14 protein-coding genes are annotated in these 12751 nt (G+C 65.9%); 4 read left to right on the top strand and 10 right to left on the bottom strand.

The annotated features are described in order from the left end of the window. Positions 1 to 4 precede the first annotated feature (4 nt). The 5 genes from fusA to CMV14_RS07940 form a co-directional block, all read right to left on the bottom strand. Positions 5 to 2077: an elongation factor G gene (fusA, locus tag CMV14_RS07960; RefSeq protein ID WP_066966375.1), complete on the bottom strand. Its 2073-nt coding sequence runs from the start codon at positions 2075 to 2077 to the stop codon at positions 5 to 7. Positions 2078 to 2141: 64 nt separating this feature from the next. Then, positions 2142 to 2612, bottom strand: coding sequence for a 30S ribosomal protein S7 (gene rpsG, locus CMV14_RS07955; RefSeq protein WP_056363489.1), 471 nt, complete (start codon positions 2610 to 2612; stop codon positions 2142 to 2144). A gap of 13 nt (positions 2613 to 2625) precedes the next feature. Continuing rightward, complete coding sequence (gene rpsL, locus CMV14_RS07950) at positions 2626 to 2997, bottom strand: 30S ribosomal protein S12 (protein WP_011952201.1); 372 nt, start codon at positions 2995 to 2997, stop codon at positions 2626 to 2628. A 247-nt stretch (positions 2998 to 3244) separates the two neighbouring features. Further along, entirely contained in the window at positions 3245 to 3562 is a 318-nt protein-coding gene (gene cutA, locus CMV14_RS07945) for a divalent-cation tolerance protein CutA (protein ID WP_066966378.1), read from the bottom strand. 26 nt (positions 3563 to 3588) lie between these two features. Further along, on the bottom strand, positions 3589 to 4500 hold the full coding sequence (locus CMV14_RS07940) for a cation diffusion facilitator family transporter (protein WP_066966380.1): 912 nt from the start codon (positions 4498 to 4500) through the stop codon (positions 3589 to 3591). A gap of 156 nt (positions 4501 to 4656) precedes the next feature. Here CMV14_RS07940 and CMV14_RS07935 point away from each other — a divergent pair, with 156 nt between their 5' ends. From CMV14_RS07935 to CMV14_RS07925, 3 genes are all read left to right on the top strand, one after another. Next, complete coding sequence (locus CMV14_RS07935; protein ID WP_066966383.1) at positions 4657 to 5937, top strand: L,D-transpeptidase family protein; 1281 nt, start codon at positions 4657 to 4659, stop codon at positions 5935 to 5937. 159 nt (positions 5938 to 6096) lie between these two features. Beyond that, complete coding sequence (locus tag CMV14_RS07930; protein ID WP_066966385.1) at positions 6097 to 6735, top strand: murein L,D-transpeptidase catalytic domain family protein; 639 nt, start codon at positions 6097 to 6099, stop codon at positions 6733 to 6735. 138 nt (positions 6736 to 6873) lie between these two features. Then, on the top strand, positions 6874 to 7800 hold the full coding sequence (locus tag CMV14_RS07925) for a D-alanyl-D-alanine carboxypeptidase family protein (RefSeq protein ID WP_238147226.1): 927 nt from the start codon (positions 6874 to 6876) through the stop codon (positions 7798 to 7800). Between the two features lie 114 nt (positions 7801 to 7914). Here the strand turns inward: CMV14_RS07925 and CMV14_RS07920 are convergent, their stop codons facing one another. From CMV14_RS07920 to CMV14_RS07905, 4 genes are all read right to left on the bottom strand, one after another. Continuing rightward, positions 7915 to 8136, bottom strand: a complete 222-nt coding sequence (locus tag CMV14_RS07920) for a hypothetical protein (RefSeq protein ID WP_139114742.1) — start codon at positions 8134 to 8136, stop codon at positions 7915 to 7917. A gap of 155 nt (positions 8137 to 8291) precedes the next feature. Further along, a complete protein-coding gene (gene lpdA / locus CMV14_RS07915) occupies positions 8292 to 9689 on the bottom strand; it encodes a dihydrolipoyl dehydrogenase (RefSeq protein WP_066966393.1) in 1398 nt (465 codons plus the stop codon). Positions 9690 to 9707: 18 nt separating this feature from the next. After that, positions 9708 to 10097, bottom strand: a complete 390-nt coding sequence (locus tag CMV14_RS07910) for an acyl-CoA thioesterase (RefSeq protein ID WP_066966396.1) — start codon at positions 10095 to 10097, stop codon at positions 9708 to 9710. A gap of 1 nt (position 10098) precedes the next feature. Continuing rightward, positions 10099 to 11406 (bottom strand): pyruvate dehydrogenase complex dihydrolipoamide acetyltransferase, encoded by a 1308-nt coding sequence (locus CMV14_RS07905; protein ID WP_066966400.1) that lies wholly within the window; start codon positions 11404 to 11406, stop codon positions 10099 to 10101. Positions 11407 to 11543: 137 nt separating this feature from the next. On the opposite strand from CMV14_RS07905, the gene CMV14_RS07900 reads away from it, so the two are divergent. Next, the gene (locus CMV14_RS07900) at positions 11544 to 11999 is read left to right on the top strand and encodes a universal stress protein (RefSeq protein ID WP_066966403.1); all 456 of its coding nucleotides are present in this window, start codon (positions 11544 to 11546) and stop codon (positions 11997 to 11999) included. A 221-nt stretch (positions 12000 to 12220) separates the two neighbouring features. On the opposite strand, the gene msrC is transcribed toward CMV14_RS07900, so the two are convergent. Beyond that, on the bottom strand, positions 12221 to 12709 hold the full coding sequence (gene msrC / locus CMV14_RS07895; protein ID WP_066966407.1) for a free L-methionine (R)-S-oxide reductase MsrC: 489 nt from the start codon (positions 12707 to 12709) through the stop codon (positions 12221 to 12223). Positions 12710 to 12751 lie beyond the last annotated feature (42 nt).

Raw genomic sequence — 12751 nt, 5'->3', positions numbered from 1 at the left:
TTAATTACGCCAGCTTTGCCTTGACCTCTTCGGCCACGTTCGCCGGCACTTCGTCATAATGCGAGAACTGCATCGTGTACTGGGCGCGGCCCTGGGTGAACGAGCGGAGCTGGTTCACATAGCCGAACATGTTGGCCAGCGGCACCTGCGCCTCGACGACCTGGGCATTGCCGCGCGTGTCGGTGCCCTGAATCTGGCCGCGACGGCTGTTCATGTCGCCGATCACGTCGCCCAGATAATCCTCCGGCGTCACGACCTCGACCCGCATGATCGGCTCGAGGATGGTGATGCCGGCCTTCTGGGCCGCCTCACGCATCGCGCCACGGCCGGTGATTTCGAAGGCAAGCGCCGACGAGTCGACGTCGTGATACTTGCCGTCGACCAGGTGGACCTCGACGTCGACGATCGGGAAGCCGATCAACGCGCCGCCCTCGGCGGTTTCCTTCATGCCCTTCTCGACCGAAGGAATATATTCGCGCGGGATGTTGCCGCCCTTGACCTCGTCCTTGAAGACGAAGCCCGAACCGCGCTCGCCCGGCTTGACCTGCACCTTGACCTCGCCGAACTGGCCCGAGCCGCCCGACTGCTTCTTGTGGGTGTAGACCAGCTCGACCGGCTTCTTGAGATATTCGCGATAGGCCACCTGCGGCGCGCCGACATTGGCCTCGACCTTGAACTCGCGCTTCATGCGGTCGACGAGAATCTCGAGGTGGAGTTCGCCCATCCCCTTGATGATCGTCTGGCCCGACTCATGGTCGGTCGAAACGCGGAACGAGGGATCCTCGGCAGCCAGGCGGTTGAGGGCGATGCCCATCTTCTCCTGGTCGGCCTTGGTCTTCGGCTCCACCGACAGCTCGATGACGGGGTCCGGGAACTCCATGCGCTCGAGGATGATCGGCGCGGTCGGCGAGCAGAGCGTGTCGCCGGTGGTGGTCTCCTTGAGACCCGCCAGCGCGACGATGTCGCCCGCATAGGCCTCGTCGATGTCCTCGCGGCTGTTCGCATGCATCAGCAGCATGCGGCCGATCTTTTCCTTCTTGTCCTTCACGCTGTTCAGGTAGGTGCCCTTTTCGAGCTTGCCCGAATAGATGCGCGCGAAGGTGAGCGAGCCGACGAACGGATCGTTCATGATCTTGAAGGCCAGCGCCGACATCGGCGCGGTGTCCTCGGCCGGACGGCTGTCCGGGGTCTCGCCGTCGAGCTTGACGCCCTGCACGTCGGGGATGTCGAGCGGGCTCGGCAGATAGTCGACGACGCCGTCGAGCAGCGGCTGGACGCCCTTGTTCTTGAAGGCCGAGCCGCACAGCACCGGCACGAACGAGAAGTTCAGCGTGCCCTTGCGGATCAGCGCCTTCAGGGTCGCGACGTCGGGCTCGTTGCCCTCCAGATACTGCTCCATGACCTCGTCGTCCTGCTCGACGGCCATTTCGATCAGCTCGGAGCGCGCGACGGCGGCCTTGTCGGCCAGCTCGGCGGGGATGTCCTGATATTCGAACTTCGCGCCCAGGCTCTCCTCGAGCCAGATGATCGCGCGGTTCTCGACCAGATCGACCAGGCCCTTGAACTGGCTCTCCAGTCCGATCGGCAGATAGAGGACGGCCGGGCGGGCGCCCAGGCGGTCCTTGATCATGTCCACGCACATCTCGAAGTTGGCGCCGGTGCGGTCAAGCTTGTTGACGAAGCACATCCGCGGCACCTTGTACTTCTCGGCCTGCCGCCAGACGGTCTCCGACTGGGGCTCGACGCCCGCGACGCCATCGAAGCACGCCACCGCACCGTCGAGCACGCGCAGCGAACGCTCGACTTCGATGGTGAAGTCGACGTGGCCGGGGGTGTCGATGATGTTGATGCGGTTGTCGTTCCAGAAACAGGTCGTCGCGGCCGACGTGATCGTGATGCCGCGCTCCTGCTCCTGCTCCATCCAGTCCATGGTGGCGGTGCCCTCATGGACCTCACCGATCTTGTAGGACTTGCCGGTGTAATAAAGGATACGCTCGGTCGTGGTCGTCTTGCCGGCATCGATGTGCGCCATGATGCCGATGTTGCGATACTTTTCGAGCGGGTGGCTGCGGGCCATGATCTGAAAACTCCGATGCCGGGGAAGGGCCTGTGCCCCTACCCCGGCTGAATGGACAGGATTGTTACCAGCGGTAGTGGCTGAAGGCGCGGTTCGCTTCGGCCATGCGGTGCGTGTCCTCACGCTTCTTGACCGCATTGCCGCGGTTGTTCGCGGCATCCATCAGCTCGCCCGACAGGCGGCCGGCCATGGTGTGCTCCGAACGCGCGCGCGCGGCCGAGATCAGCCAGCGGATCGCCAGCGCCTGCGAGCGCTCCGGACGAACCTCGACGGGAACCTGGTAGGTCGCACCACCGACGCGGCGGCTGCGGACCTCGATGCCCGGCTTCACATTGTTGAGCGCGTCATGGAACACGCCGAGCGGCTCGCGCTTGGCGCGGGTTTCGACGGTTTCCAGGGCGCCATAGACGATGCCCTCGGCGACGGACTTCTTGCCGTCGAGCATGACGCTGTTCATGAATTTGCTGAGCACGACATCCCCGAATTTGGGATCGGGAAGAATTTCGCGCTTTTCGGGACGACGACGACGAGCCATATCGATCTACCTCTTACTTGGGACGCTTGGCGCCGTACTTCGAACGGCTCTGCTTGCGATCCTTGACACCCTGCGTGTCGAGCACACCGCGAAGGACGTGGTAGCGCACACCGGGAAGGTCGCGCACACGGCCGCCGCGGATCAGGACCACAGAGTGCTCCTGGAGGTTATGGCCTTCGCCCGGAATGTAGCTGATCACTTCGCGGCTGTTGGTCAGGCGGACCTTGGCCACCTTGCGCAGCGCCGAGTTCGGCTTCTTCGGGGTCGTCGTGTAGACGCGCGTGCAAACGCCGCGCTTCTGCGGGTTCTTTTCCATCGCAGGGACCTTCGATTTGGCCTTCTGCGGTTCGCGACCCTTGCGGATCAGCTGGTTGATCGTTGGCATGAAGCCCTTCACCTCTAAGAGAGTGTTACTTTACCGATGCCCGACTTGCTTTCCGCGGGCCGGAGACCCGGACGACGGAAATGCACGAAAGCCCCGGCGGTCATTTCCGACCTCCTAGGCCTTCACACGCATCAGCAATGTTCAAGCTTGCCCAAAAACGGCGGACCGCCCCTGAGCAGGGCGCGCCTATAGAGAAGGAGTCGGAGCGGGTCAACCGGGCGAACCCCCGGATTTCGCGGATGAGCCGCTATCGGGACGGCTCCGCCGTCTCGGCATGCACCCAGCCGATATAGTCGGACGATCCCGCCGCCACCGGCAGCGCGACGATCTCGGGGAGTTCATAGCCATGAAGCGCCTTGATCCGCGCCTCCACCGCATCGGCCAGCGCGGCGCGGGTCTTGATCTGGAGCTGCCACTCCCCCGCCCGCTCGATCCGGCCCTGCCAGCGATAGACGCTGCGCACGGGCACGATCTGGACGCAGGCGGCCAGCCGCTCCTCCACCAGGGCGGCGGCGATCCGATCGGCGTCCTCCGCCGAACCGCACGCGGTGAGGATCACGATCATCCAGGGTTCCCCGTCATGTTGCGACGCTACGGCCTCGCCTGGGGCTTGATATAGATAGCGCGGATCGAGGGCCAGCGCGCGCGCAGCTCCGTCTCGGCCTCGGCGATCATCTCCTCGATCCGGCCCACCGGCACGCGATCCTCGAAATCGACCGACAGCCCGACGAAGATGTTGCGCGGGCCGATATGGATGGTGGTGATCTCGTTCACCCCGGTCACCTCGGGCCAGCGATCGACCGCAGCGCGGACCGCCGCCTCCAGCAGCGGATCGGCCGGCTCGCCGATCAGCAGATCCTTCGATTCCCGTGCCAGCGCCAGGGCGACTCCCGCCAGCGCGAGGCCGATCACCACCGACGCCGCCCCGTCCCAGCGCGGATCGCCGGTGACGAGGCTGAGCGTGATGCCGACGCCGGCGATGAACAGGCCGAAGATCGCCGCCGAATCCTCGAACAGCACGATGAAGCTCGCCGGGTCCTTCGACCGCCGCACCGCCTCCCACCAGCCATGGTCGCCCTTGGCGCTGCCGAACTCGCGCACCGCTATCACCCAGCTCGTGCCTTCGAGCAGCAGCGAGACGGCAAGCACGACATAGTTGATCCATGGCGTGCGGATCGGCTCGGGGTGCCGGATGTGAAGGATGCCCTCGTAGATCGACAGGCCGGCGCCGGTCGAGAAGATCAGGATCGCGACAACGAAGCTCCAGAAATAGAGCTCGCGGCCATAGCCGAGCGGATGGCGCTCGTCGGGCGGGCGCGAGGCGCGCTTCTGGCCATAGAGCAGCAGCAGCTGATTGAGGCTGTCGACCACCGAGTGGAAACCCTCGGTCAGCATCGCCGACGATCCGCTTACCCCGGCCGCCACGAATTTGGCGATCGCGATGCCCAGATTAGCAGCCAGCGCCGCAAACAGGATCAGCCGGCTTTCCGGGGGTTCGGTCATCGGGCTCCCTGAACGGCGACGGCGGACAGGCCGCACCCTTTCCACAGGCGAAACGAGCAAAAGGTTCCCGCGTTCCCGCAGTCGAAATTTCGATGTGCCGATGGATCGCCCGAACGGTCTCGACCGTTTCAGCGGGCAGAGTCAGGGAGTTGTGCCATGTTGTTTATCGGCAATCAATCCACCCCGTCAAGCCCTTCGTGGAACCGGGCCTTCCGCCGTGCTGGACGGCGACCCCCAAGCGCGAAGCGGTGGCTGGCGACGCTTCCGCTGCTGCTGGTCGCCGGGTTCACCTTCAACGGCACTGCGCCGGCAGGAATCACGCCAGAGGATTCGGCGGGGATCGTGGCGCCGCAGGAACGGGCCCGCTGGTCGGTGGCGCAGATCCGCGACCTGATCGCGGTGATCGACGAAAGCGCGGCGGAGGGCCTCGATCCGACGGCCTATAATGCCGATGCGCTTCGCGCCGCGGCCAACGCCAACCAGCAGAGCCCCGCGCTCGACGCGCTGGCCACGTCGATCGCGCTTCGCGTCGCCCTTGATTATGCCGATGGCCGGATCGACGACAAGGAACGCTTCGACTGGCACATGACGCCGCCGCTGGATTCGAACGCGCTGGCCACCGGCCTGAACGACGCGCTCGATCGCGACCGGTTGGGCAAATGGCTGCGCGGCCTGCTGCCTGACCACGAGCAGTATCGCGCGCTCAAGGCGGCCTATGCGCAGGCCGTGGGCGACGAGGCGATGCGCGCCCAGCTGCGCGCCAATCTCGAACGCTGGCGCTGGATGCCCCGCGACCTGGGCGATCGCTATATCTACGTCAACGTGCCGAGCTACCGGCTTTCGGTGATGAACGACGGCACCGAGGAGGCATCCTATAATGTCGTGGTGGGCGCCCCTAAGACGCCGACCCCGCAGCTCGCGCTCCACGCCCAGTCGATCGTCGCCAACCCCAGCTGGACGGTGCCGCAGAGCATCATCAAGGCGGGCGGGGTGCGCGGCAAGGGTTTCCGATACACCCGCAACCCCGATGGCAGCGTCCGCGCCGTCCAGGCGCCCGGGCCGACCAACGCGCTCGGCCGGATCAAGATCGACATGCCCAACCCGCATGCCATCTATCTGCACGACACCCCCAACCATGCCGTGTTCGACCGCGAGAACCGCGCGCTGAGCCATGGCTGCGTGCGCGTCCAGAACATCCAGGAGCTCGCCGCGCTGCTCCAAGGCGGCGACGGCCTCGACGATGCGCTTGCCGAGCCGAGCAAGACCCGCACCTTCCAGTTGGGAAGGAGCATACCCGTCTATCTGGTCTACTTTACCGCGCAGGCCGAACGGGACGGCTCGATCCGCTTCGTTGGAGACCCCTATGGCCGGGACGCCGCGCTGCTCAGGCAACTTGGCGGGCCGGGCAGCGGCGCGGTGCAGATGGCGGCTCGGTAACGCTGAGTTTCGCAATCGTTCGCGGCCATCACGATGAACCGTGCAAAGGATGGGGCCGAATCGGGAATAAGCCGGAACAAATGTCGACTCGGCCCATGAAATAGTTAACCCGCTCTGCTACTTTATGCAGATCAGTAGCGTAAAGAGCGGGTTGGGCATTTGCAGGATATCATCGACACGCCGGTGAACCGGCGCGGATTGCTGGGTGCGGGGATTTTCGGCGGACTGGCATTGGCGGCAGGCGGGACTTCGGTCGCGGCGCCCCTCATCCCTGCGCCGCGTCTTCGGCCCGAGGTGCGCCAGCGGGCGCTTGCCGCGATGAGCCGCCATATCGGCCGGATCAAACATCGCGACCTGATCGGGATCTGTGACTTCGACGATCCTTCCGCAACGCCACGCTTCCATCTGCTCGACGTCGCCTCGGGCAAGGTCGACAGCCTGCTGGTCGCGCATGGCCGCGGGTCGGATCCGGCGCATACCGGCTGGCTCAAGCGCTTCTCGAACGAGGTCGGCTCGGCCGCGTCGTCGAGCGGGGCCTTCGTCACCGCCGAGGAATATTATGGCAATCACGGCCGCTCGCGGCGGATCGACGGGCTCGATCCCACCAACAGCAATGCCCGTAGCCGCGCGGTGGTGATCCACGGCGCCTGGTATGCCGAACGGCAGATGATCGCGCAGCACGGCAAATTGGGCCGGTCCGAGGGCTGCTTCGCCTTCGGTTCGAGCGATCTGGCGCAGGTGATGGCACGGCTCGGGCCGGGCCGCCTGATCTACGCCGACAAGGTCGACCGTGCCTAAAATGAGTCGAAGCGCATGAAACAGGGCGTGAAGGCGGCTGTCGCGATTCCAGAAAATGCTTTAGATTCAACCCCATCTGGTCGATAAAGAGGGGACTGGATAGTGGCTGGATCTGCGTTCGTTCGATGGCTTGCTTGCGTGGCGCTTGGCGTCTCGGCGACGATGGCCGTCCCTTCGGCCCCCGTCGCGGCGGCAAGCCCGCTCGGCATGCCGCGCTTCGCCGCCGTGCTGATGGACGCCGACACCAACGAGATATTGTTCGCCGAACAGGCGACCGCCATCCGCCACCCCGCCTCGATCACCAAGGTGATGACGCTGTATCTGGCGTTCGACGCGCTCGACGCCGGGCGGCTGCGGCTCGACGACCGCATCGTCATGTCGTCCCGCGCGGTCAGCCAGCGTCCGTCGAAGCTGGGCCTTGGCGTCGGCCAGTCGCTGTCGGTCGCCGATGCGATCGGCGTGATCGCGGTCAAGTCGGCCAATGACGTCGCGGTGGCCCTGGCCGAGAAGATCGGCGGGACCGAGGATGGTTTTGCCCGGATGATGACCGCCAAGGCGCGCCAGCTCGGCATGCGCCAGACGGTCTTCTCCAACGCCAGCGGCCTGCCCAATCCCGCGCATTTCACCTCGGCGCAGGACATCGCGATTCTGTCCGCCGCGATGATCCGCAACCATCCGAGCCGCTATCGCGTCTTTTCGGATCAGATCTTCAGCTATGGCAAGCTGCGGATGGCGAACCATAACAAGCTGCTCGGCAACGTGCCCGGCGTCGACGGGATCAAGACCGGCTTCACCAACGACAGCGGCTTCACCCTCACCGCATCGGCGGTACGCGGCGGCCGTCGCCTGATCGCGGTGGTGATGGGATCGCCTTCGGGCTGGCAGCGCGACCGCGATGTCACCTCGCTGCTCAATGCCGGCTTCACCGCGCTCGACATCCGCCGCGGCGGCGGGGCGGAGGACATGCCGGCGCTGCTCGCCAGTTCGGGCTTCGCGCTCAACCGCAGCCTCCGCTCGGCCCCGCGCATCGCCGCGGTCGACGTCGAGGAGGGCGACGGCGAATAATCTCCTGGGCTCCAAGTCCCTCCGCCAAAAAGAGGGGGCGTGCGCCGAGGCCGTGGCCGACGCGACACTGGGGTGGGTAGAATGGGACGGGCCGCAAGGTCCGTCCTTTTTCTTTTACTGAAGGATGATGCGCCGGCTTGGCAGCGACGCATAAGCGGGTTCGCGGCGCTCGGTGCGGAAGCGCTCGGGCAGCACCAGTCTCATCGGCTTGCGCGCCACCGTCGCCGCCGCAGCTGCCGCCACGGGCCTCGGCGCCTGGCTCAGTTCACAGGCGAGCAGCTCATGGCCGCCTATGGCCATGAGCGCGAGGCCGCCAATGATAATCGTCCGTCCCAAGCCCAAAGCCGCCTCCCTTTGACGTCTTCTCGCGGCGCGAAGGATAGCGGATACCGTTACGTCCGCGGGATGCCCCGTCGGCGAACGACGTGGAGCATCGACAAACGACATGGATATCCCGCTCGGCGCTCCCGTGGGCGGTTGGATCCTGAAAGCTACATGTGCAGCGTGCGCCCATACGCCGCGAGGACGCTTTCGTGCATCGCTTCGCTGATCGTCGGATGCGGGAAGACGGTGCCCATCAGTTCGGCCTCCGTGGTCTCCAGCGTCTTGCCGATGGTGTAGCCCTGGATCATCTCGGTCACTTCGGCGCCGACCATGTGGGCGCCGAGCAGCTCGCCGGTCGCCTCGTCGAATATCGTCTTCACGAAGCCCTCTGGCTCGCCCAGCGCGATCGCCTTGCCGTTGCCGATGAAGGGGAATTTGCCGACCTTCACCTTGTAGCCGGCTTCCTTCGCCTTTGCCTCGGTCAGGCCGACCGACGCCACCTGCGGGCGGCAATAGGTGCAGCCCGGGATGTTGCGCTTGTCCATCGCGTGCGGATGCTGGCCGGCGATATGCTCGGCGGCGATCACCGCCTCGTGCATCGCCTTGTGCGCCAGCCAGGGGCCATCGGTGACGTCGCCGATCGCGTAGATGCCGGGCACGTTGGTGCGGCAATATTCGTCGGTCTTGATGTGGAAGCGCTTGTCGGGCTCGACCCCGACCGTCTCCAGCCCGATATTCTCGACATTGGGGACGATGCCGACCGCGACGATGACGTGGCTATACTCCTCGGTGGTGACCTTGCCGTCCTTGTCCTTGATCTCGGCGGTCACGCCCTTGGCGGAGGGGGTGAGCTTCTGCACGCCGGTCGACGGGCGGATCTTCATCCCCTGCTTGGTCAGCGCCTTGGTCATGAAGGTGCTGATCTCCTCATCCTCTACCGGCAGGATGCGGTCGAGCATCTCGACCACGGTCACCTCGGCGCCGAAATCGCTGTAGAAGCTGGCGAACTCCAGCCCGATCGCGCCCGATCCGATCACCAGCAGCTTGCTCGGCATCTCCTTGGGCGTCATCGCGTGGCGATAGGTCCAGATCCGCTCACCGTCCGCCTTGGCGAAAGGCAGGTCGCGGGCGCGGGCGCCGGTGGCGATGATGATGTTCTTCGCCGAAAGTTCGGTGATCTGGCCGTCCCTGGTGACGGTCAGCTTGCCCTTGTCGGTCAGCTTGCCGTCGCCGAAATGCACCGCGATCTTGTGCTTCTTCATCAGGCCGGTGACGCCCTGGTTCAGCTGCTTGGCGACGCCGCGCGAGCGCTGCACGACATTCTGGAGATCAAAGCCCGGCTTCACCGCCGCGAGGCCGAACGCCTCGGCATGGTTCATATGATGGTATATCTCGGCCGAGCGCAGCAGCGCCTTGGTCGGGATGCATCCCCAGTTGAGGCAGATGCCGCCAAGCAGCTCCCGCTCGACGATCGCGGTCTTCAGCCCAAGCTGCGCGGCGCGGATCGCCGCCACATAGCCGCCCGGCCCGGAGCCAAGCACGATCAGATCATAGGTCTCAGCCACTGTCTGCTCCTTGAAAATCTAGTCGCCGACGGGGCGCGGTCGCCCCTGGTCGTCGATCGCGACGAAGGTGAACGTCGCGTGGGTAACCCGGTTATGTTCGGCGCCGTCACGCGACCGGCGCCAGGCGGTGACGTCGATCTTCATCGATGTCCGCCCGACTCCGATCAGATCGGCATAGACCGATACGGTGTCGCCGATCTGCACCGGCCGGTGAAACATCATACCGTCGATGGCAATCGTCGCCGCCCGCCCCTTGCTGTGCTGCGAGGCGACCGTCCCGGCGGCAAGGTCCATCATGCTGACGAGCCAGCCGCCGAAGATGTCGCCATTCGCATTGGTGTCCGCCGGCATGGCCACCACGCGGATCGCGGGATGACCTTCCGGCGGCACCTCTGCGATGTCGGCCATGTCAGGCCAGCAGGCCGAGCGGGTTTTCGACCAGCCGCTTGAACGCCTGCATCAGCTGCGCCGCCAGCGCGCCATCGATCGCACGATGATCGAAGCTGCCCGTGGCCGACATCACCGTCGCCGTGGAGAGCGCGTCGTCGACCACATAGGGGCGCTTCTCGCCGGCGCCGATCGCCATGATCATCGCCTGCGGCGGGTTGATCACCGCCGTGAACTGCTTGATGCCGAACATGCCCATGTTGGAGATCGAGGCGGTGCCGCCCTGATATTCACTGGGCTGCAGCTTGCCGTCCTTGGCGCGCTGGGCGAGATCCTTGGCCTCGGCCGCGATCGTGCCGATGCTCTTGGTGTCGGCTCCCTTGATGATCGGGGTGATCAGCCCGCCCGGGATCGCCACCGCGACCGAGATGTCGGCACGCTTGTACTGGATCATCGTGTCCCCCGCGAAGGAGACGTTGCATTCGGGCACCTCGATCAGCGCCTTGGCCAGCGCCTTGATCAGCATGTCGTTGACCGACAGCTTCACGCCGCTCTGCTCGATCGCCTTGTTGAGCTCGCCGCGCAGCTTGAGCAGCGGATCGAGCACGATGTCGACGGTCAGGAAGATGTGCGGGCTCTGCTGCATCGATTCGGTCAGGCGACGCGCGATCACCTTGCGCATGTTCGACAGCTTGACGACCTCGTGCGGGATATCGTCCTGCGCGACCACGGGCGCCGGCGTAGGCGCAGCGGCCGGGGCGGAAGCCGGCGAAGCGGGCGCCGCGGCCGGCGCAGCAGCAGGAGCAGCCTTGGCGGCACCGCCGAGATCGGCCTTGACGATGCGTCCGCCGGGGCCGCTGCCGCTGACCTGGGCGAGATCGATGCCCTGCGCCTGGGCGAGGCGCTTGGCGAGCGGGCTGGCCTTCACCCGGTCGCCCGAAGCGGCGGGCGCCTTGGCGGCAGGAGCGGGCGCGGGAGCGGGCTCCGGCGCGCTGGCGGGCGCGGCAGCCTCCGCCTTGGGTTCGGGCTTGGGTTCGGATTTGGCCTCCGCCTTGGGCGCGGGCTTGGCGGCGGGCGCCTCGTCCTCATCCTCGCCCTGGATGAGCGCGATGACGGCGCCGACCTTCACCCCCTCGGTGCCTTCGGCAACAACGAGCTGGGCGATGGTGCCTTCGTCGACAGCCTCGAATTCCATCGTCGCCTTGTCGGTCTCGATCTCGGCGAGAAGGTCGCCGGAGCTGACCTTGTCACCTTCCTTGACCAGCCATTTGGCAAGAGTACCCTCCTCCATCGTCGGAGAGAGGGCGGGCATCTTCAACTCTATCGGCATATGTTATGTCCCTTGACGCGGGAGGGGGTCGATGCGGGACCGTCATCCTCGCTCGACCGGGCGGCGTCAAGGGCGGTGGATGCCCAAATCGATAGGCCTTGAGCCGGTTTGGTTAAAACAGAGGGGAATAAGCGGCAATGCGTACCTATCTGGTTGTCATCGATGACAATGACGCTGCGCGGGCCGCCCTGCGCTTCGCCGCGCGGCGCGCCACCAAGACGGGCGGCGCGGTCGAGATACTGGCGCTGGTCCCCCAGCAGGAGTTCGTCCAGTGGGGCGCCGTCCAGGCGACGATGGAGGAGGAGGCCCGGCTGCGCGCCGAGGCGATGGTCGCCCAGGCCGCCAGTGCGCTGATCGAGGAAACCGGGGTCATGCCCTCGATCACCGTCCGCCAGGGCGATCCGGTGGCGGTGGTGCGTGAATTGCTGGCCGAACAGCCGCATGTCGCCGCGCTGGTGCTGGGCGCGGCGGCCAGCGGCAACCCCGGCAAGCTGGTCAGCCATTTCGCCGGTACCGACGCCGGGCTGCTCCCCTGCCCGCTGATGATCGTGCCCGGATCGCTCAGCGACGAGGCGCTCGACCGGTTGAGTTGACCAGGAAAGCGCGCGGCCGCTCCCCGTCATCCTGACGAAAATCAGGATCCAGACGCGCTCGCTTCTGGTTCCAGCGCTGCGGCAATGGATGCTGAATCACGTTCAGCATGACGAAGGAGGTCAGGCGTCGCCCCGGCGGAGGCCGGGGCCGAAAGAGATTCGCGACAAGCGCGCCGCATGAGCCCGTGACGGCCCCGGCCTCCGCCGGGGCGACGGCAGGATTACCCTGTGACCCTCGGCCCCAGCACCGCCATAAGCTCCGCGCACCCCGTCACATCGGCCGCATCGAACCGCCCCTTCACCGGGCTGTCGAGATCGAGCACGCCGATCAGCCGGCCCTGGTGGACGATCGGCATCACCAGTTCGGAGGCCGACGCGGCGTCACAGGCGATATGGCCGGGGAAGGCGTGGACGTCCTCGACGCATTGCGGCTCATGGGTCGCCGCTGCCGTGCCGCACACGCCCTTGCCGAACGGAATGCGGATGCAGGCCGTCTTGCCCTGGAACGGGCCGAGCACCAGTTCGCCATCGACAGCGCGGTAGAAGCCCGCCCAGTTGAGATCGGGCAGATATTCCCAGATCAGCGCGGCGGCATTGGCCATGTTGGCGATGGCGTCGGGCTCGTCCGCCGTCAGCGCGGCGAGCGCCGCGGACAGATCGGCATACAGGATGCTCTTGTCGCCATGCTTGTCGATGTCGAACTTGTACATGGCCCCCATCTGGCCCAGCCTTGCTTGCGCTTCAAGCCGGTT

It is taken from the genome of Rhizorhabdus dicambivorans (genome assembly GCF_002355275.1).
GTDB lineage: Bacteria > Pseudomonadota > Alphaproteobacteria > Sphingomonadales > Sphingomonadaceae > Rhizorhabdus > Rhizorhabdus dicambivorans.
This window is presented reverse-complemented; position numbering and strand designations above follow the sequence as displayed.

Excerpts from the sequence above, each read along its gene's own strand:
- cutA (WP_066966378.1), bottom strand. The coding sequence starts at position 3,562 with ATGATCGTGATCCTCACCGCGTGCGGTTCGGCGGAGGACGCCGATCGG.
- CMV14_RS07940 (WP_066966380.1), bottom strand. The coding sequence starts at position 4,500 with ATGACCGAACCCCCGGAAAGCCGGCTGATCCTGTTTGCGGCGCTGGCT.
- rpsL (WP_011952201.1), bottom strand. The coding sequence starts at position 2,997 with ATGCCAACGATCAACCAGCTGATCCGCAAGGGTCGCGAACCGCAGAAG.
- msrC (WP_066966407.1), bottom strand. The coding sequence starts at position 12,709 with ATGTACAAGTTCGACATCGACAAGCATGGCGACAAGAGCATCCTGTAT.
- CMV14_RS07935 (WP_066966383.1), top strand. The coding sequence starts at position 4,657 with ATGTTGTTTATCGGCAATCAATCCACCCCGTCAAGCCCTTCGTGGAAC.
- fusA (WP_066966375.1), bottom strand. The coding sequence starts at position 2,077 with ATGGCCCGCAGCCACCCGCTCGAAAAGTATCGCAACATCGGCATCATG.
- CMV14_RS07905 (WP_066966400.1), bottom strand. The coding sequence starts at position 11,406 with ATGCCGATAGAGTTGAAGATGCCCGCCCTCTCTCCGACGATGGAGGAG.
- rpsG (WP_056363489.1), bottom strand. The coding sequence starts at position 2,612 with ATGGCTCGTCGTCGTCGTCCCGAAAAGCGCGAAATTCTTCCCGATCCC.
- CMV14_RS07900 (WP_066966403.1), top strand. The coding sequence starts at position 11,544 with ATGCGTACCTATCTGGTTGTCATCGATGACAATGACGCTGCGCGGGCC.
- CMV14_RS07910 (WP_066966396.1), bottom strand. The coding sequence starts at position 10,097 with ATGGCCGACATCGCAGAGGTGCCGCCGGAAGGTCATCCCGCGATCCGC.